The sequence below is a fragment of the Pseudomonas fitomaticsae genome (assembly GCF_021018765.1).
GTDB classification, from domain to species: domain Bacteria; phylum Pseudomonadota; class Gammaproteobacteria; order Pseudomonadales; family Pseudomonadaceae; genus Aquipseudomonas; species Aquipseudomonas fitomaticsae.
The window spans coordinates 2,799,275-2,817,396 of record NZ_CP075567.1; the positions used below are offsets into that span (position 1 = coordinate 2,799,275).

An 18,122-nucleotide genomic window follows, 5' to 3' on the forward strand; every position below is an offset into this window, starting at 1 on the left:
CCTCGGCCATTGTCGATCCGTGATCGGCGAGGCCACGCATTTTTCTGGATAGACTGGCATGAGCGAAAGCGTCGATAGCGTAGAACTGTTCACTGACGGTGCCTGCAAGGGCAACCCCGGCCCGGGTGGCTGGGGCGCCTTGCTGGTGTGCAAGGGCGTCGAAAAAGAACTGTGGGGTGGCGAAGCCAACACCACCAACAACCGCATGGAACTGCTCGGCGCGATTCGCGGCCTGGAAGCCCTCAAGCGTCCGTGCGAAGTGCTGCTGGTGACCGACTCGCAATACGTGATGAAAGGCATCAACGAGTGGATGGCCAACTGGAAGAAGCGCGGCTGGAAAACCGCCGCCAAGGAGCCAGTCAAAAACGCCGACCTGTGGAAGGAGCTCGACGAGCAGGTCAATCGCCACAAGGTCACCTGGAAATGGGTCCGCGGCCACATCGGCCACCACGGCAACGAACGCGCCGACCAGTTGGCCAACCGTGGGGTGGATGAGATTCGCGGCTACAAGCAGGACTGATCACAACATCAAGATGGCCGTGGCCAGTTGCAGGTCGGTATAGGGCTGACCTGGCAGCAGACTGCGGATTCGCGTCAGCGCCGCTTCCATTTGCGCACCGCGAATGTCCCCGTTGCTGGCCACGAATGCCGCTGCATCATCCTTGGCCGCCAGCACGATCTTGTCGTCCTTGAACGAACCGCTGGTGCCTTTGCTGGAGCTGAGCGTAAGGCTCATGGTGATGTCGGTGCTGATGACAAAACTGGTGGCGTGCGCCTCGGCCGTCAGCAGGCAGCCGCCGAGCAATAAAACGTATGCAGTCTTCATGACGCGCTCAAATCCGCTGGAAACAAGCCGCGCACGCTAACAAGGCGGTTGGCCGCTGACTTTATGAACATTGCTAATGATTGTTAAAAACTGCATGAGCGCCGGTCACCTGACGGCGCGCGACGCGTACCGCGAGCGTGTTAACATCGCCGCTTTTGTACGATTGACCCCGTTGAGAGCTGAACACTGATGGCCACCAGATCCGTTGTACTCGATACCGAAACCACCGGCATGCCGGTGACCGACGGCCACCGGATTATCGAAATCGGTTGTGTCGAGCTGATCGGTCGACGCCTGACGGGCCGGCACTTTCACGTTTATCTGCAACCGGATCGCGAGAGTGATGAAGGCGCGATCGCCGTTCACGGCATCACCAACGAATTCCTGGTCGGCAAGCCGCGCTTCGCCGAAGTGGCCGACGAATTTTTCGAGTTCATCAACGGCGCGCAGCTGATCATCCATAACGCGGCGTTCGACGTTGGCTTCATCAACAATGAATTCGCCCTGATGGGCCAGCAGGATCGCGCGGACATCACGCAGCACTGCACGATCCTCGACACCCTGATGATGGCCCGGGAACGTCACCCGGGTCAGCGCAACAGCCTCGATGCCTTGTGCAAACGCTACGGCGTCGACAACTCCGGCCGTGAGCTGCACGGCGCATTGCTCGACTCGGAGATTCTCGCCGACGTCTACCTGACCATGACCGGCGGCCAGACCAGCCTGTCGCTGGCCGGCAACGCCTCCGACGGCAATGGCACGGGCGAGGGCGCGGACAACTCCGCCACCGAAATCCGCCGTCTGCCGGCAGATCGTCAGCCGGGGCGGATCATTCGCGCCACCGAAGCCGAGCTGGCCGAACACCAGGTGCGCCTGGAAATCATCGCCAAGTCGGCCGGCGCCCCGGCGCTGTGGACTCAGCTGTTGGAAGCCGAAGCTCAGGCGTAAGGCAAAAAGGATCGTCCGGACACCCCAGCCGTGTCCGGACGATCCTTTGTTTTTGGCAGTACTGACAACTGGCCACCCTCGCCACATCCGCTCCGACCCTCTACCCTGAGGACATTGGCAGATCACTCTCCGCCGCCTCAGGACACTGAGCCCCATGTACAAAGATCTGAAGTTCCCGGTATTGATCGTCCACCGCGACATCAAGACCGACACGGTTGCCGGTGACCGCATCCGCGGAATCGCCCGAGAGCTGGAGCTCGAAGGTTTCAGTATCGTTTCGGCCACGGACTACACCGAAGGCCGGCTGGTGGCGTCGACCCACCACGGTCTGGCGTGCATGCTGATCGCCGCCGAAGACGCCAGCACCAACTCCCACCTGTTGCAGAACATGGCCGAACTGATCGGTCTGGCCCGGGTGCGGGCGCCGGATCTGCCGATCTTTGCCCTCGGCGAGCAAGTCACTCTGGAAAACGCCCCGGCCGATGCCATGGCCGAGCTCAACCAGTTGCGCGGCATTCTCTATCTGTTCGAAGACACCGTGCCGTTTTTGGCCCGGCAAGTGGCGCGGGCGGCGCGCAAGTATCTGGACGGCCTGTTGCCGCCGTTTTTCAAGGCGCTGGTGCAGCACACCGCCGACTCCAATTATTCCTGGCACACACCCGGTCACGGCGGCGGTGTGGCTTATCACAAGAGCCCGGTGGGGCAGGCGTTTCACCAGTTTTTCGGGGAAAACACCCTGCGCTCGGATTTGTCGGTGTCGGTGCCGGAGCTGGGGTCGTTGCTCGACCACACCGGGCCGCTGGCCGAGGCGGAAGCACGAGCCGCGCGCAATTTCGGCGCCGATCACACCTTTTTCGTGATCAATGGCACCTCGACCGCCAACAAGATCGTCTGGCACTCGATGGTCGGGCGCGATGATCTGGTGCTGGTGGATCGCAACTGCCACAAGTCGGTGTTGCACGCGATCATCATGACCGGCGCGATCCCGCTGTATCTGTGCCCGGAGCGCAATGAGCTGGGGATCATCGGCCCGATTCCGCTCAGTGAATTCAGTCGCGAATCGATCCAGGCCAAGATCGACGCCAGCCCGCTGACCAAGGGCCGCGAGCCGAAAGTCAAACTGGCGGTGATCACCAACTCCACCTACGACGGCCTCTGCTACAACGCCGAGCTGATCAAGCAGAGCCTGGGCAACAGCGTCGAAGTCCTGCATTTCGATGAGGCCTGGTACGCCTATGCGGCGTTTCACGAATTCTTTGCCGGCCGTTACGGTATGGCCACCTCGCGCAGCGAGGACAGTCCGCTGGTGTTCACTACCCATTCCACCCACAAACTGCTGGCGGCGTTCAGCCAGGCGTCAATGATTCATGTGCAGGACGGCGGCGCCCGGCAGCTTGATCGAGACCGGTTCAACGAAGCGTTCATGATGCACATCTCGACGTCGCCGCAGTACAGCATCATCGCCTCGCTGGACGTGGCGTCGGCGATGATGGAAGGGCCGGCCGGGCGCTCGCTGTTGCAGGAAACCTTCGACGAAGCCCTGAGCTTTCGCCGGGCCCTGGCCAATCTGCGCCAGCACATCGCCGCTGACGACTGGTGGTTCTCGATCTGGCAGCCGCCGGGTGTCGAGGGTATCGACCGGGTGCAGACCGAGGACTGGCTGCTGCAACCCGATGCGGACTGGCATGGTTTCGGCGAGGTCAGCGACGACTACGTACTGCTCGACCCGATCAAGGTCACGCTGGTCATGCCGGGCCTGACCGCTGGCGGCGCTTTAAGCGACAAGGGTATTCCGGCGGCCGTGGTCAGCCGCTTCCTCTGGGAGCGCGGGCTGGTGGTGGAGAAAACCGGCCTGTATTCATTTCTGGTGCTGTTCTCCATGGGCATCACCAAGGGCAAGTGGAGCACGCTGCTGACCGAACTGCTGGAGTTCAAGCGCAGCTACGACGCCAACGTCAGTCTCGACACCTGCCTCAAGTGTGTCGCCCAGGAAGATCCTGTGCGCTATCGCGGTATGGGCCTGCGCGATCTGTGCGATCAGCTCCACGCCTGCTACCGCAGCAACGCCACCGCCAAACACCTCAAGCGCATGTACACCGTGCTGCCGGAAATCGCCATGAAACCGGCCCACGCCTATGACCAGTTGGTGCGCGGCGAGGTCGAGGCGGTGCCGATCGATGAGCTGGAAGGCCGGGTGGCGGCGGTGATGCTGGTGCCGTACCCGCCGGGCATTCCGCTGATCATGCCCGGCGAACGTTTTACCGAATCCACGCGCTCGATCATCGAATACCTCAGGTTTGCCCGCACGTTCGACGCAACGTTTCCGGGGTTCGTGGTCGATGTGCACGGTCTGCAACACGAAGATGAGGGCAATGGGCGGCACTACACCGTCGATTGCGTCAAGGAATGAGGGCTTTTCCGAGTATGCAACCGGTCATGAATCCGAAATACCCGGGGCTGTCGGTGCGGGTCGCCGACGAGGGTTTTGCCGAATATATCTGGGGCAGCGATTTCAGTTTCGAGGTGGCCGCCTACGGCGCGGCCGAAATCGGCAAACCCGTGGCGCAGTGGGGCGTGACGGCCATCGTGCCGTATCGCAAGTGCTACGGCATCGATCCGGAGGAGTTCAGCAGTTTTCGCGACGCCGCTGACAGCGCGATTTTCATGGCGTATCTGGAGGACGAACCGGTCGGTCATCTGGTGATCAGTACCAACTGGAACGGTTTCGCCCATATCGATGAGCTGGCAGTGCACGCCCCGGCGCGGCGCCATGGGGTGGCCAAGGCCTTGCTCGATGTGGCGCAGTTCTGGAGCCGCAAGAAAAAGCTGCCGGGAATCATGCTGGAAACCCAGAACAACAACCTCGGCGCCTGCCGTCTGTATGAGCGTTGCGGGTATGTGATCGGCGGCATTGACCACCTGCGTTATCGCGGCATCGATCCGAACACCGCCGAAGTGGCGTTGTTCTGGTATCGATTGTTCGATAACCCGCTGGAGCATCCGATCAGTTCGCCAGCATCGCCTCGGCTTGTTCCGTGACGATCCCGAGCAGCGTCTGAATCGCCGCTGACGGCGTGGCGTGTTTGAAGGTCAGGGCATACAGGCTGATCGGCACCGCCGGCGACAACGGGCAGACATCGAGACCGCCCGCCCGTGCACCGAGGGCGGTGAACGGGTCGACGATTGCCAGGCCTTCGCCGGCCTCGACCATGCTGCGCATCATCTGGTGGGTCTGCACCCGGGTCTGGATGGTCGGCGCCGGGCGCAGGGCCTGGAGCTTGTTTTCCAGGGCCGGGCTCAGCGGGTCCTGGCCTTCCAGGCCGACCATCGCCTGACCGGCCAGATCCTGCAGGGAAATGTACTTCTGCTTCGGCTGCAGCCAGCCGTGGGGCGCGAGCAACTGCAATTTGCCCTGGGCCAGTGGCTGGCAATCAATGTCGGGGTGTTGTGGATCGTGCAGGCTCAGACCCAGATCGCTGTCGCGCAGCAGCAGGTGGCGGACAATGTCGCGGGTCGGTTCGCTGAGCAGGGTGCAGGGCACGTCGGGCAGGCGCCGGCGCAGGGCGGCGAGACTTTGCGGCAGCAGTTGCTGGGCCAGCGGCGGGGTGCCGATGATCCGCAGGGGTGGGGCGAGGTATTGCTTGAGGCTGCTGGCCAGCCGTTGCACCGGCTCCAGCGCTTCATAGATGTGGCCGATCTCGACTTGCAGCGCCCGGGCCTCCGGGGTTGGCTGAAGTCGTCCGCGTACGCTGGCGAACAGCATGAAGCCAAGCTGACTCTCGGCTTCGCGCAAACGCTCCTCGACCTCGGGCGCCGGTAGTTGCAGCCATTCGGCGGCGGTGCCCACGTGACCGGTCTGCAAAAGCGCCTGAATCACTTCGATATGACGTAAACGCATGCGTGAAGTCCATGTCCGGCCGTTGGGGTCAGTGGCTGAATCCTACCCCAACTCGGCGCGGATGACTTCTGCTCATAACGATCGGTTATGAAGCGACCGATGGCTCGGGTTCGCGGATCAGGGTGATGCCCGACTGAACCAGCAAAAACTCGTTGTCGTCGATCTTGTTGACGCGGTCGCCAATCGCCAGTTTGTAGGTGGTAACGGGCTCCGTGCCGGTGAAACCGTCTGCCGACGGGTTGGATTCCTGGAACTCATGCACGGAATAAACGCGGCCTTCCGCATCTCTTGCATGGAACTGACCGACGAGTACTGCTGCCATCTGCTTAGAACCTCTGGAGATAAAACGCTTGATTTGCGGCTTGGTAGACCGTCATCGAGCTTGGTAAGTTTTCCTACAGGAAAAAAATATTCCAGACGCGGGAAATAACCTTCGGCGTCTGGTGGAATCGTCACCGGATCATCTATAACTACTGGCTCCTCCCACGGACAGTCGAGAGTCTTCCAATGAGCAATGTCTATAACGTCGCCGTAGTGGTCGGCAGCCTGCGCAAGGCGTCCATCAACCGCAAGGTCGCGCTGGCGCTGGCGGAACTGGCACCGGCCAATCTCAAGCTGAACATTGTCGAAATCGGCGATCTGCCACTCTACAACGAAGACATCGACGGCGATTCACCGCCGGCAGCCTACAGCACTTTCCGGCAAAAAGTGGGTTCATCCGACGCTCTGCTGTTTGTCACCCCGGAGTACAACCGTTCAGTGCCGGCACCGCTGAAGAACGCCATCGACGTCGGTTCCCGGCCTTACGGCAAGAGCGTCTGGAGCGGCAAACCGGGGGCGGTGATCAGTGTGTCGCCGGGTGCCATCGGCGGTTTCGGCGCCAACCAGCATCTGCGTCAGTCCTTTGTGTTCCTCAACGTGCCATGCATGCAGCAGCCGGAAGCCTATCTGGGCGGCGCGGGCACGGCGTTCGATGAGGCGGGCAAGCTGAACGAGTCGGTGAAACCGTTTCTGCAAAGTTTCATCAATGCCTTTGGTGAGTGGGTGGCGCAGCACAAGAAGTGATCTGGCAATATTTCTGACACGATAACGAACCTGTGGGAGCTGGCTCCCACAGGTTTTTTTTGTGTGCTCTGATTCTTTCCCCTTTTATTGAAGGCTGTCGCGAATGCTCGCTGCGTCACTGATTTTCCTGCTGACCATTACCCTGGTGATCTGGCAACCCAAAGGCCTCGGGGTCGGCTGGAGTGCAACGCTCGGCGCCATCATCGCGCTGATTTTCGGCGTGGTGCACCTGAGCGACATCCCGCTGGTGTGGCAGATCATCTGGAACGCCACCGGCACGTTCGTGGCGCTGATCATCATCAGTCTGCTGCTCGACGAAGCGGGATTCTTCGCCTGGGCCGCGTTGCACGTGGCGCGCTGGGGGCGGGGCAGCGGGCGCAAGCTTTTTGCCTTCATGGTGCTGCTCGGCGCTCTGGTGTCGGCGCTGTTCGCCAATGACGGTGCCGCGCTGATCCTCACGCCGATCGTGATTTCCATGCTGCTGGCCCTGCGTTTTTCCCCGGCAGCGACCCTGGCGTTCGTCATGGGCGCGGGCTTCATTGCCGACACCGCGAGCCTGCCGCTGGTGGTGTCGAACCTGGTGAACATCGTCTCGGCCGACTTCTTTCACATCGGTTTTAACCGCTATGCCGCGGTGATGGTGCCGGTCAACTTCGTCAGCGTCGCGGCCACCCTGGGCATGCTGCTGTGGTTTTTCCGCCGTGACATTCCCAAGAGCTACGACCCGGAACAGCTTGAACACCCGGAAACCGCCATTCACGACAAGGCCACGTTCTATGCCGGTTGGGTGGTGCTGCTGATCCTGTTGATCGGTTGTTTCGCGCTGGAACCGCTGGGGATTCCGATCAGCGCGATCTCGGCGGTGTGCGCGGCGCTGTTGCTGGCGATTGCCGCGTGCGGGCACAAGATTTCCACGCGCAAAGTCATGAAAGAGGCGCCGTGGCAGATCGTGATTTTCTCGCTGGGCATGTACCTGGTGGTCTACGGACTGCGCAACGCCGGGCTCACCGATTATCTGGCGGGGTGGCTCGATGTGTTCGCCGGTCACGGGGTGTGGGGCGCGGCGATGGGCACCGGGGTGTTGACGGCGTTGTTGTCATCGATCATGAACAACCTGCCGACGGTGCTGGTCGGGTTACTGTCGATCGATGCCAGCCAGGCCAGCGGTGTGGTGAAGGAAGCGATGATCTACGCCAACGTGATCGGCAGTGATCTGGGGCCGAAAATCACCCCGATCGGCAGTCTCGCGACCTTGCTCTGGCTGCATGTGCTGGAGCGCAAGAACATCAAGATTGGCTGGGGTTATTACTTCAAGGTCGGGATCGTGCTGACGGTGCCGGTGTTGCTGGTGACGCTGGCCGCACTGGCGGTGCGGTTGTCGGTTTAATTCTGCCCCGGCACGTTCGGCCACAGATCCGACACCAGAAACAGCCGCTCGGCCTCTTCCCACTCGCCCCGGGCATTTTCGGTCAGGCGCACCATCAGTTGCGCCGGGGCCAGCGGTTCGAGTTCATCGAGCCAGGCCTGCAAGTGCCCATTGCTCCAGGTCTGGTCCGCCGGGTAGTGCGCCGGTGCCAGCCAGGCGTGGCGGGGCAGGGGTTGCCAGCGTCCGTCCGGGCGTTGGGCGACAAACGCCGGCCAGTCTTTCTGATGCAGCCAGCTGCCGCGCAAATGCTGCGGGTGGGCGCCGCTGGGCGGCACGGACTGACCGGGCCACGGATACAGCAGATATCCGCCCAGCCACAGTTGCGCACTGAACGACCCGACATCCAGCGCCGCCAGCACTTCGCGGCTTTCCGGGCGCGCGGAGATCGGCAGCTGATGTTCGCTCAGATGCGCCAGTTTGCGATCCAGCCGATCATGACAACCCGGCCCCAGCCACGACGCCGGATCATGACCGTCGCCGTTCTGCGGGCCGAGGTAGAGCTTGATCGCCAGCTCCAGGTGATGCACGCCGTCGCGATCGCGCAGCAGCATGTCCAGCTCGCCGAGGGTGTGGCCTTCGCGGCGGATCGGCAGGTTGGCGGCGATCAGTTCGATGCCCGGCGCGTGTTCCACCGCAAATTGCCACAACCGCTCGTAATACAGGCCCAGGCGCCGGGTGCGGGCCTGGGACAGCCAGTGCAGCAGGCCGTAACTGTCGCGGTCGAGCTGGCGCAGCCAGTGTTCCAGACGCTCGGGGTCGCTGACCCAGTCGCTGCCCGCCAGCGGATGGCGCTGTGGCCACGGGGTGGCGGCGAGCATCGGCGGGGCGAGGATCACCCACGCCAGATCACGCACCTCGGGGTGGCGTAACTGGTGGGGCAGCTGCAGCAAATCGGGAAATAGGATCATCTTGCGAGCATAGCCTCAAACACCGGTGCATCCTCGGGGCTGAAAGGATTTTGTCTATCCGGCGCTTTCGCCCATAATCGTGCTTTTCGCCGTCTCAGTCCCCCGCAGGAGTCCCATGGAGCAATTTCGTAATATCGGCATCATCGGCCGCCTGGGCAGCTCCCAGGTGCTGGATACCGTCCGCCGACTGAAACGCTTCCTGCTCGATCGTCACCTGCATGTGATTCTCGAAGACACCATCGCCGAAGTCCTGCCGGGCCATGGCCTGCAAACCTCGTCGCGCAAGATGCTCGGCGAAGTCTGCGACATGGTCATCGTCGTTGGCGGTGACGGCAGCCTGCTCGGCGCGGCGCGGGCACTGGCCAAACACAATATTCCGGTGCTCGGGATCAACCGTGGCAGCCTCGGCTTTCTCACCGACATCCGTCCGGACGAGCTGGAAATCAAGGTCGCCGAAGTACTCGACGGCCATTATCTGGTGGAAAACCGCTTCCTGCTGCAAGCCGAAGTCCGTCGCCACGCCGAGGCCATCGGCCAGGGCGATGCGCTGAACGACGTGGTGCTGCACCCGGGCAAATCGACGCGCATGATCGAGTTCGAGCTGTACATCGACGGCCAGTTCGTCTGCAGCCAGAAGGCCGACGGCCTGATCGTGTCGACCCCGACCGGTTCCACCGCGTACGCACTGTCCGCCGGCGGCCCGATCATGCATCCCAAGCTTGACGCTATTGTGATTGTGCCGATGTACCCCCATACCTTGTCGGGCAGACCGATCGTGGTCGATGGCAACAGTGAGCTGAAAATCGTCGTGTCCAAAGATATGCAGATCTACCCGCAGGTCTCCTGCGACGGGCAGAACCACTTCACCTGCGCGCCGGGCGACACCATCACCGTCAGCAAGAAAGCGCAGAAACTGCGGCTGATCCATCCGCTCGACCACAACTACTACGAAGTCTGCCGCACCAAGCTCGGCTGGGGCAGCAAGTTGGGTGGTGGAGGCGACTGATGCTCGATCCCGCGCGCAGTTATGACCTGATTGGTGACGTGCACGGATGCGCCCTGACCCTGGAACACTTGCTGGACCGCCTCGGTTACCACAAGCAGGGCGGGGTCTGGCGGCATCCATCGCGCATGGCCGTGTTTGTCGGCGACATCATCGACCGCGGCCCGCGGATTCGCGAGGCGCTGCACATCGTCCACGACATGGTCGAGGCCGGTCAGGCGTTGTGCATCATGGGCAACCACGAATTCAACGCGCTCGGCTGGAGTACTCCGGCGCCTCCTGGCAGCGGCAAGCAGTTCGTCCGTGAACACACGCCGCGCCATGCCCGTCTGCTGCATGAAACCCTGACCCAGTTCGAAGACCATCCGGGTGACTGGCACGACTTTCAGCAGTGGTTCTACCAACTGCCGTTGTTCGTCGACGCCGGACGTTTCCGGGTCGTGCATGCCTGCTGGGATGCCGGCCTGATCGAGCCACTGCGCGCGCTGTTCCCCGATGGCTGCATTGATGAGCACTTCCTTCAGGCATCGGCGGTACCGGGCAGTTTCGCCTGCACCGTGTTCGATCGCCTGCTGCGCGGCACCGACATGCGCCTGCCGGATGGCCTGACCATGACCAGCGGTGACGGCCTGGTGCGTTCGTTCTTCCGCACCAAGTTCTGGGAAGACGACCCGCAGACCTACGGCGACATCGTGTTCCAGCCCGACGCACTGCCCGAGCCGGTGGCGCAGAAGCCGTTGACCTCGAGCGAAAAGAACTCCCTGCTGCGCTACGGCGTCGATGAGCCATTGCTGTTCGTCGGCCATTACTGGCGCAGCGGCAAACCGGCGCCGATCCGGCCGAACCTCGCGTGCCTGGATTACAGCGCGGTGCTGTACGGCAAACTGGTGGCCTATCGTCTGGATCAGGAAACCCGCCTCGATCCGCATAAATTTGTCTGGGTCGACGTCGAGCGGCCGGAGGTGCTGCGATGAGTGCCATAGCTGTCTTGCGTGTGCCGTTGGCGGCGGACCTGAGTGGTTTCGTCAAACTGCTGCAACGCATGCAAGTGCCCCATCGCGTCAGTGAAGAGGCGGGCGAGCAGGTATTGTGGGTGCCCTCGGAAATCAGCGACGACGTACGTTCGCTGTACGAGCGTTTCCCGGCGGGTGACCCCGATCAGCAACTGGAAATTCCGGCATCGCCGACATTCAAACGCCCGAGCTTCGCCGAGCAACTGAAACACGCCAGGGCCACCGGATTCATTCTGCTGCTGAGCCTGATCGTCGGCGGGTTGACCTTCCTTGGCGATAACCTCGACACGATGCGCTGGCTGACCTTCCTCGATTTCCGCGTAGTCGGCGACTACATCCACTTCACTCCACTGGCCGACAGCCTGGCGGCGGGGCAGTGGTGGCGCCTGTTCACGCCGATGCTGATTCACTTCGGCATTCTGCACCTGGCCATGAACGGCATGTGGTACTGGGAGCTGGGGCGGCGCATCGAGTCGCGCCAGGGCAGCATCAACCTGATCGGCCTGACGCTGCTGTTCGGCCTCGTTTCCAACTATGCGCAGTTCGCGTGGGGCGGCCCGAGCCTTTTCGGCGGCCTGTCCGGTGTCCTTTACGGGCTGCTCGGTCACTGCTGGATCTTCCAGCTGCTGGCGCCGAACCCGGCCTATCGTCTGCCGCGCGGCGTGCTGGTGATGATGCTGGTGTGGTTGCTGGTGTGCATGTCGGGGCTGATCTCGATGATCGGTTTCGGCGAAATCGCCAACGCCGCCCACGTCGGCGGGTTACTCATCGGATGCTTCACCGGTTTGTTGGGCGGTTTGTACAACCGCCGTAAACTGGCCGCCTGAATTTTTTGAATTGAAGAGCACGGAGACCCTGATGTCCTCTTTTAACGATTTGATCAAGAACATCACCCCGGACATCTACCAGAGCCTGAAGCTGGCCGTAGAGATCGGCAAATGGTCGGATGGTGGCAAGCTCACCGCCGAACAGCGTGAACTGTCGTTGCAGGCGATGATCGCCTGGGAAATGCAGAACCTGCCCGAGGAAGAGCGCACCGGTTACATGGGCCCGCAGGAATGTGCGTCGAAGTCGATCGAAGTGCCGAACATCCTGTTCAAGTCGGACGCCCTCCATTGATCGAGATCGGCCGCGGTGCAATCAGCAAAATGTCGGCGCGCCTGGACGGGCCGAACGTGCAGTACGCGTTTCGTCTGGATGACGTCGAGGTGCCGGTCAACCCGTTGATCGGCAGCACGGTGCGTCTGGAATACCTGGGGGCGATCCACTGCACCCATTGCGGGCGCAAGACCAAGACCAGTTTCAGTCAGGGTTACTGCTACCCGTGCATGACCAGACTGGCTCAGTGCGACATCTGCATCATGAGCCCGGAGCGCTGCCACTTCGAGGCCGGCACCTGCCGGGAGCCTGAGTGGGGCGAGAAGTTCTGCATGACCGACCACGTTGTCTACCTGGCCAATTCGTCGGGGATCAAGGTCGGCATCACCCGCGCCACCCAGTTGCCGACCCGCTGGCTCGATCAGGGCGCCAGTCAGGCGTTGCCGATCATGCGCGTTTCCACGCGGCAGCAGTCGGGGTTCGTCGAAGACCTGTTCCGCAGCCAGGTGGCGGACAAGACCAACTGGCGCGCCTTGCTCAAGGGCGATGCGGCGGCGGTGGATCTGGCGCAGGTGCGTGATCAGTTGTTCGACAGCTGCGCCGAAGGTCTGCAAGGTTTGCAGGAGCGTTTCGGTCTACAGGCGATTCAGCCGGTCACCGACGTCGAGCCGCTGGAAATCCGTTACCCGGTCGAGCAGTACCCGGCCAAGATCGTCAGCTTCAACCTGGACAAGAACCCGATTGCCGAAGGCACGCTGCTGGGGATCAAGGGCCAGTACCTGATCTTCGACACCGGCGTGATCAACATTCGCAAGTACACGGCCTATCAGCTCGCCGTGCATCAATAAGGACTTCAGCATGCGCACCGAACAACCGAAGATGATTTACCTGAAGGACTATCAGGCGCCCGAGTACCTGATCGATGAAACACACCTGACCTTCGAGTTGTTCGAGGACCACAGTCTGGTCCACGCGCAACTGGTGATGCGCCGCAACCCGGCCCGTGGCCCGGGCCTGCCGCCGCTGGTGCTCGATGGCCAGCAGCTGGAACTGCTGTCGGTGACCCTGGCAGACCAGGAACTGAGCGCCGACGATTACCAGCTGACCGAGAACCACCTGACCCTGCAACCGGCCAGCGAAACCTTCACGGTCGACACCAGCGTCAAGATACATCCGGAAACCAACACCGCGCTGGAAGGCCTGTACAAGTCCGGCACGATGTTCTGCACCCAGTGCGAGGCCGAAGGTTTCCGCAAGATCACCTATTACCTCGACCGCCCGGACGTGATGAGCAAGTTCACCACCACCGTGGTCGCCGAGCAGCACAGCTATCCGGTGCTGCTGTCCAACGGCAACCCGATCGCCAGCGGCCCCGGCGAAGACGGCCGGCACTGGGCGACCTGGGAAGACCCGTTCATGAAACCGGCGTACCTGTTCGCGCTGGTGGCCGGTGACTTGTGGTGCGTTGAAGACAGCTTCACCACCATGACCAATCGCAACGTGGCGCTGCGCATTTACGTCGAGCCGGAAAACATCGACAAGTGCCAGCACGCCATGAACAGCCTGAAGAAGTCGATGCGCTGGGACGAAGAGGTCTACGGTCGCGAGTACGATCTGGACATCTTCATGATCGTCGCCGTGAACGACTTCAACATGGGCGCGATGGAGAACAAGGGCCTCAACATCTTCAACTCCAGCGCCGTGCTGGCCCGCGCCGAAACCGCCACCGACGCCGCGCACCAGCGGGTCGAGGCGATCGTCGCCCACGAATACTTCCACAACTGGTCGGGCAACCGCGTGACCTGCCGCGACTGGTTCCAGCTGTCGCTCAAAGAAGGCTTCACCGTATTCCGTGATGCCGGTTTCTCGTCCGACATGAACTCGGCCACGGTCAAGCGCATTCAGGACGTGGCGTACCTGCGTACCCACCAGTTCGCCGAAGATGCCGGTCCGATGGCCCACGCCGTGCGCCCGGACAGTTTCATCGAGATTTCCAACTTCTACACCCTGACCGTGTACGAAAAGGGTTCGGAAGTGGTCGGCATGATCCACACCCTGCTGGGCGCCGAAGGCTTCCGCAAAGGCAGCGATCTGTACTTTGAACGTCATGACGGCCAGGCCGTGACCTGCGATGACTTCATCAAGGCCATGGAAGATGCCAACGGCGTCGACCTGACCCAGTTCAAGCGCTGGTACAGCCAGGCCGGCACACCGCGTCTGGCGGTGAGCGAGTCCTACGACGCGGCCGCGAAAACCTACAGCCTGACCTTCCGCCAGAGCTGCCCGGAAACCCCGGACAAGGTTGAAAAACTGCCGTTCGTGATCCCGGTGGAGCTGGGTCTGCTCGACAGCCAGGGCAACGAGATTGCCCTGCGTCTGGCCGGTGAAGCCTCGGCCCAAGGCACTAGCCGAGTGATCTCGGTGACTGAAGCCGAGCAGACTTTCACCTTCGTCGATATCGCCGAACAACCGCTGCCATCCTTGCTGCGTGGTTTCTCGGCGCCGGTGAAACTGAGCTTCCCGTACAACCGCGATCAGTTGATGTTCCTGATGCAGCACGACACCGACGGTTTCAACCGCTGGGATGCCGGCCAGCAGCTGTCGGTGCAGGTGCTGCAAGAGTTGATCGGCCAGCAGCAGAAGGGTGAAAGCCTGGTGCTCGACCCACGTCTGGTTTCCGCGCTGCGCACCGTGCTGTCGGACGAGTCGCTGGATCAGGCGATGGTCGTGGAAATGCTCTCGCTGCCAAGCGAAGCGTACCTGACCGAAATCAGTGAAATCGCCGACGTGGACGCGATCCACACCGCCCGCGAATTCGCCCGTCAGCAACTGGCAGACAACCTGTTCGAGGCGCTGTGGCTGCGTTATCAGGCCAACCGCGACCTGTCGAAGCAAACCCCGTATGTGGCCGAGGCCGAGCACTTCGCCCGTCGCGCGTTGCAGAACATCGCGCTGTCGTACCTGATGCTCAGCGGCAAGCCGCAAGTGCTGGCGGCAACGCTGGAACAGTTCGACAGCTGCGACAACATGACCGAGCGCCTGACCGCGCTGGCGGTGCTGGTCAACTCGCCGTTCGACGAGCAGAAAGCCAAGGCCCTGGCCAGTTTCGCCGAGCACTTCAAGGACAATCCGCTGGTCATGGATCAGTGGTTCAGCGTGCAGGCCGGCAGCACCTTGCCGGGCGGTCTGGAACGCGTGAGGGCGCTGATGCAGCACCCGGCGTTCAACATCAAGAACCCGAACAAGGTGCGTGCGCTGGTCGGTGCGTTCGCCGGGCAGAACCTGATCAACTTCCACGCGGCGGATGGTTCGGGTTATCGCTTCCTTGCGGATCTGGTGATCGAGCTGAACGGCTTCAACCCGCAGATCGCTTCGCGTCAACTGGCGCCGCTGACACGGTGGCGCAAGTATGACGGCGCTCGTCAGGCGTTGATGAAGGCGGAGCTGGAGCGGATTCTGGCGTCCGGTCAGCTGTCCAGTGATGTGTACGAAGTGGTCAGTAAAAGCCTTGCCTGACGCTGTTTCAGGGCAATAAAAAACGCCGCTCAATGAGCGGCGTTTTTGTGGGTGGATGAAAAAGGGTTATTGGCGCAAATCAAACCGATCCAGATCCATCACCTTCGCCCACGCAGCAACGAAGTCCGTGACGAACTGCTCTTTCGCATCGGAACTGGCATACACCTCGGCCAGCGCCCGCAGTATCGCGTTGGAACCGAACACCAGATCGACTCGGGTCGCCGTCCATTTCACGTTGCCGGTCTTGCGGTCGCGGCCTTCAAACTCGGTTTTCGACGTCGGTTTCCATTCCACGCCCATGTCCAGCAGGTTGCGGAAGAAATCGTTGGTCAGTGAACCGGGCTTGTCGGTAAACACCCCGTGCTTCGTCTTGCCGACGTTGGTGTCCAGCACCCTCAGGCCGCCGATGAGTACAGTCAGTTCGGGTGCCGAAAGGGTCAGCAGTTGCGCCTTGTCGATCAGCAACGCTTCGGCCGGCACGCGATAGGTGCTGGCAGCGTAGTTGCGGAAGCCGTCGGTGTGCGGTTCAAGGAAGCCGAACGATTCGACGTCGGTTTGTTCCTGAGTGGCGTCGGTGCGCCCCGGATTGAACGGCACGGTCACCGTATGCCCGGCGTTTTTCGCCGCTTGTTCGACCCCGGCATTCCCGGCCAGCACGATCAGGTCCGCCAGCGAGACTTGCTTGCCTGCCGCCCCGGCGTTGAACTCGTTCTGAATGCCTTCGAGGACTTTCAGCACTTTGTCCAGTTGCTCCGGCTGGTTGGCCTGCCAGAACTTTTGCGGTGCCAGACGCAGACGCCCGCCATTGGCGCCGCCGCGTTTGTCCGAACCCCGGAAGGTTGACGCGGCTGCCCACGCGGTGGAGACCAGTTCCGAAACGGACAACCCCGACGCCAGTACCTTGCCTTTGAGCGCCCTGATATCGCTGTCGTCCACCAGTGGATGGTTGGCCTCGGGAACCGGGTCTTGCCACAGCAGTTCTTCCTGGGGCAGTTCCGGGCCGAGGTAGCGTGACAGTGGGCCCATGTCGCGGTGGATCAGTTTGTACCAGGCGCGGGCGAAGGCGTCGGCCAGTTGATCGGGATTAGCCAGGAAGCGCCGCGAAATCTTCTCGTAGGCCGGGTCGAAACGCAGGGCCAGGTCAGAGGTGAGCATGGTCGGGTCGATGCGTTTGTTCGGATCGTGGGCGTGGGGAATGGTGCCGGCCCCGGCGCCGTTTTTCGGTTTCCACTGATGGGCACCGGCCGGGCTCTTGGTCAGTTCCCATTCGAATCCGAACAAGTTTTCCAGATAGTTATTGCTCCATTTGGTCGGGGTGGTGGTCCAGGTCACTTCCAGGCCGCTGGTGATGGTGTCGGCGCCTTTGCCGGTGCCGAAGGTGCTTTTCCAGCCCAGGCCTTGTTCTTCGAGGCCGGCGGCTTCCGGTTCCGGGCCGACGTTATCGGCGGGGCCGGCGCCGTGGGTCTTGCCGAAGGCGTGGCCGCCGGCGATCAGGGCGACGGTTTCCTCGTCATTCATGGCCATGCGGCCGAAGGTTTCGCGGATGTCCTTGGCCGAGGCCACCGGGTCGGGATTGCCTTCGGGGCCTTCCGGGTTCACGTAAATCAAGCCCATCTGCACGGCGGCCAGCGGGTTCTCGAGGTTGCGTTCGCCCTGGTTGGTGCGGCTTTCTTCATTGCCGTGTTCGGCGGGCTCGGCTACCAGTGTGCCTTCGCCCGGCGGCTGCATGGATTCCGGGTCCTTGCCGTAGCGATTGTCGCCGCCTAGCCATTTGTTTTCCGAGCCCCAGTACACGTCTTCATCGGGTTCCCAGACGTCCGCGCGGCCACCGGAGAAGCCGAAGGTCTTGAAGCCCATCGATTCCAGCGCGACGTTGCCGGTGAGAACGATCAGATCAGCCCAGGAAATGTTGCGGCCGTATTTCTGCTTGATCGGCCACAGCAGGCGGCGGGCCTTGTCGAGGCTGACGTTGTCCGGCCAGCTGTTGAGCGGGGCGAAGCGTTGCTGGCCGGAGCCGGCGCCACCACGGCCATCAGCGGTGCGATAGGTGCCGGCGCTGTGCCAGGCCATGCGGATGAAGAGCGGGCCGTAGTGGCCGAAGTCCGCAGGCCACCACTCCTGAGAGTCGGTCATCAGCGCCGTCAGATCGCGTTTGAGGGCCTGGAAATCCAGGCTTTTGAAAGCCTTGGCGTAGTCGAAGTCCTTGCCCAGCGGATCGGATGCGGGCGAGTGCTGACTCAGGATTTTCAGGTTCAGTTGATTCGGCCACCAATCGCGGTTCGTCGTGCCACCGCCGGCGGCGTGATTGAACGGGCATTTCGATTCATTTGCCATGTTCGGGTCCTTATCAGGTCTTCTGCGGCCGGCTCGTGCCGACTTCGGAGTAGTAAGGCTAGACCCGACTCGGCGAGTCAGCTAATA

At 62.0% G+C, this 18,122-nt stretch carries 17 protein-coding genes; 12 read left to right on the forward strand and 5 right to left on the reverse strand.

The features are described from left to right. The first annotated feature begins 58 nt into the window (after nucleotides 1–58). Nucleotides 59–520 (forward strand): ribonuclease HI, encoded by a 462-nt coding sequence (rnhA, locus tag KJY40_RS12795; protein WP_096820534.1) that lies wholly within the window; start codon nucleotides 59–61, stop codon nucleotides 518–520. Here the strand turns inward: rnhA and KJY40_RS12800 are convergent, their stop codons facing one another. Then, nucleotides 521–826 (reverse strand): DUF2388 domain-containing protein, encoded by a 306-nt coding sequence (locus KJY40_RS12800; protein WP_230737255.1) that lies wholly within the window; start codon nucleotides 824–826, stop codon nucleotides 521–523. It lies immediately after the preceding gene. Nucleotides 827–1,015: 189 nt separating this feature from the next. Here KJY40_RS12800 and dnaQ point away from each other — a divergent pair, with 189 nt between their 5' ends. The 3 genes from dnaQ to KJY40_RS12815 all read left to right on the forward strand — a co-directional run bounded on the left by dnaQ (nucleotide 1,016) and on the right by KJY40_RS12815 (nucleotide 4,813). Beyond that, nucleotides 1,016–1,774, forward strand: coding sequence for a DNA polymerase III subunit epsilon (gene dnaQ, locus KJY40_RS12805; RefSeq protein WP_064382286.1), 759 nt, complete (start codon nucleotides 1,016–1,018; stop codon nucleotides 1,772–1,774). Nucleotides 1,775–1,928: 154 nt separating this feature from the next. Continuing rightward, nucleotides 1,929–4,184: an Orn/Lys/Arg family decarboxylase gene (locus KJY40_RS12810; RefSeq protein WP_230737257.1), complete on the forward strand. Its 2,256-nt coding sequence runs from the start codon at nucleotides 1,929–1,931 to the stop codon at nucleotides 4,182–4,184. 14 nt (nucleotides 4,185–4,198) lie between these two features. After that, nucleotides 4,199–4,813 carry a GNAT family N-acetyltransferase gene (locus KJY40_RS12815; protein WP_230737258.1) on the forward strand — a complete coding sequence of 205 codons (615 nt, stop codon included), beginning with the start codon at nucleotides 4,199–4,201 and terminating at the stop codon, nucleotides 4,811–4,813. Here the strand turns inward: KJY40_RS12815 and KJY40_RS12820 are convergent. Together KJY40_RS12820 and KJY40_RS12825 are read right to left on the reverse strand one after the other, a co-directional pair. Beyond that, entirely contained in the window at nucleotides 4,779–5,672 is an 894-nt protein-coding gene (locus KJY40_RS12820) for a LysR family transcriptional regulator (protein ID WP_230737260.1), read from the reverse strand. The two genes, KJY40_RS12815 and KJY40_RS12820, sit on opposite strands and share 35 nt — an antisense overlap. Before the next feature lie 85 nt (nucleotides 5,673–5,757). Continuing rightward, entirely contained in the window at nucleotides 5,758–5,994 is a 237-nt protein-coding gene (locus KJY40_RS12825) for a hypothetical protein (protein WP_007956926.1), read from the reverse strand. A gap of 185 nt (nucleotides 5,995–6,179) precedes the next feature. On the opposite strand from KJY40_RS12825, the gene KJY40_RS12830 reads away from it, so the two are divergent. Both KJY40_RS12830 and KJY40_RS12835 read left to right on the forward strand, forming a co-directional pair. Continuing rightward, nucleotides 6,180–6,737 (forward strand): NADPH-dependent FMN reductase, encoded by a 558-nt coding sequence (locus tag KJY40_RS12830; RefSeq protein WP_007956924.1) that lies wholly within the window; start codon nucleotides 6,180–6,182, stop codon nucleotides 6,735–6,737. Nucleotides 6,738–6,840: 103 nt separating this feature from the next. Further along, complete coding sequence (locus KJY40_RS12835) at nucleotides 6,841–8,124, forward strand: arsenic transporter (protein ID WP_230737262.1); 1,284 nt, start codon at nucleotides 6,841–6,843, stop codon at nucleotides 8,122–8,124. On the opposite strand, the gene KJY40_RS12840 is transcribed toward KJY40_RS12835, so the two are convergent. Then, a complete protein-coding gene (locus KJY40_RS12840) occupies nucleotides 8,121–9,071 on the reverse strand; it encodes a DUF1853 family protein (protein ID WP_085608954.1) in 951 nt (316 codons plus the stop codon). The two genes, KJY40_RS12835 and KJY40_RS12840, sit on opposite strands and share 4 nt — an antisense overlap. 115 nt (nucleotides 9,072–9,186) lie before the next feature. Here KJY40_RS12840 and KJY40_RS12845 point away from each other — a divergent pair, with 115 nt between their 5' ends. The 6 genes from KJY40_RS12845 to pepN are packed head-to-tail and all read left to right on the forward strand — an operon-like array spanning nucleotide 9,187 to nucleotide 15,701. After that, entirely contained in the window at nucleotides 9,187–10,077 is an 891-nt protein-coding gene (locus KJY40_RS12845; protein ID WP_007956919.1) for an NAD(+) kinase, read from the forward strand. Beyond that, nucleotides 10,074–11,048, forward strand: a complete 975-nt coding sequence (locus KJY40_RS12850; protein ID WP_169432621.1) for a metallophosphoesterase — start codon at nucleotides 10,074–10,076, stop codon at nucleotides 11,046–11,048. The genes KJY40_RS12845 and KJY40_RS12850 overlap by 4 nt, the downstream gene beginning before the upstream one ends. Further along, a complete protein-coding gene (locus KJY40_RS12855; protein ID WP_230737264.1) occupies nucleotides 11,045–11,914 on the forward strand; it encodes a rhomboid family intramembrane serine protease in 870 nt (289 codons plus the stop codon). The genes KJY40_RS12850 and KJY40_RS12855 overlap by 4 nt, the downstream gene beginning before the upstream one ends. Nucleotides 11,915–11,945: 31 nt before the next feature. Further along, complete coding sequence (locus tag KJY40_RS12860) at nucleotides 11,946–12,206, forward strand: YeaC family protein (protein ID WP_011333626.1); 261 nt, start codon at nucleotides 11,946–11,948, stop codon at nucleotides 12,204–12,206. Then, complete coding sequence (locus tag KJY40_RS12865) at nucleotides 12,203–13,033, forward strand: DUF2797 domain-containing protein (protein WP_230737266.1); 831 nt, start codon at nucleotides 12,203–12,205, stop codon at nucleotides 13,031–13,033. Before KJY40_RS12860 ends, KJY40_RS12865 begins: the two co-directional genes overlap by 4 nt. Before the next feature lie 10 nt (nucleotides 13,034–13,043). Then, nucleotides 13,044–15,701 carry an aminopeptidase N gene (gene pepN, locus KJY40_RS12870; RefSeq protein WP_230737268.1) on the forward strand — a complete coding sequence of 886 codons (2,658 nt, stop codon included), beginning with the start codon at nucleotides 13,044–13,046 and terminating at the stop codon, nucleotides 15,699–15,701. Nucleotides 15,702–15,767: 66 nt separating this feature from the next. Here pepN and katG read toward each other — a convergent pair whose 3' ends face one another. Next, nucleotides 15,768–18,035, reverse strand: coding sequence for a catalase/peroxidase HPI (gene katG, locus KJY40_RS12875; protein ID WP_230737270.1), 2,268 nt, complete (start codon nucleotides 18,033–18,035; stop codon nucleotides 15,768–15,770). Nucleotides 18,036–18,122 lie beyond the last annotated feature (87 nt).

Bases quoted from the DNA above. Each gene is read 5' to 3' on its own strand.
- rnhA (WP_096820534.1), top strand. From the start codon at position 59: ATGAGCGAAAGCGTCGATAGCGTAGAACTGTTCACTGACGGTGCCTGC.
- KJY40_RS12800 (WP_230737255.1), bottom strand. From the start codon at position 826: ATGAAGACTGCATACGTTTTATTGCTCGGCGGCTGCCTGCTGACGGCC.
- dnaQ (WP_064382286.1), top strand. From the start codon at position 1,016: ATGGCCACCAGATCCGTTGTACTCGATACCGAAACCACCGGCATGCCG.
- KJY40_RS12810 (WP_230737257.1), top strand. From the start codon at position 1,929: ATGTACAAAGATCTGAAGTTCCCGGTATTGATCGTCCACCGCGACATC.
- KJY40_RS12815 (WP_230737258.1), top strand. From the start codon at position 4,199: ATGCAACCGGTCATGAATCCGAAATACCCGGGGCTGTCGGTGCGGGTC.
- KJY40_RS12820 (WP_230737260.1), bottom strand. From the start codon at position 5,672: ATGCGTTTACGTCATATCGAAGTGATTCAGGCGCTTTTGCAGACCGGT.
- KJY40_RS12825 (WP_007956926.1), bottom strand. From the start codon at position 5,994: ATGGCAGCAGTACTCGTCGGTCAGTTCCATGCAAGAGATGCGGAAGGC.
- KJY40_RS12830 (WP_007956924.1), top strand. From the start codon at position 6,180: ATGAGCAATGTCTATAACGTCGCCGTAGTGGTCGGCAGCCTGCGCAAG.
- KJY40_RS12835 (WP_230737262.1), top strand. From the start codon at position 6,841: ATGCTCGCTGCGTCACTGATTTTCCTGCTGACCATTACCCTGGTGATC.
- KJY40_RS12840 (WP_085608954.1), bottom strand. From the start codon at position 9,071: ATGATCCTATTTCCCGATTTGCTGCAGCTGCCCCACCAGTTACGCCAC.
- KJY40_RS12845 (WP_007956919.1), top strand. From the start codon at position 9,187: ATGGAGCAATTTCGTAATATCGGCATCATCGGCCGCCTGGGCAGCTCC.
- KJY40_RS12855 (WP_230737264.1), top strand. From the start codon at position 11,045: ATGAGTGCCATAGCTGTCTTGCGTGTGCCGTTGGCGGCGGACCTGAGT.
- KJY40_RS12860 (WP_011333626.1), top strand. From the start codon at position 11,946: ATGTCCTCTTTTAACGATTTGATCAAGAACATCACCCCGGACATCTAC.
- pepN (WP_230737268.1), top strand. From the start codon at position 13,044: ATGCGCACCGAACAACCGAAGATGATTTACCTGAAGGACTATCAGGCG.
- katG (WP_230737270.1), bottom strand. From the start codon at position 18,035: ATGGCAAATGAATCGAAATGCCCGTTCAATCACGCCGCCGGCGGTGGC.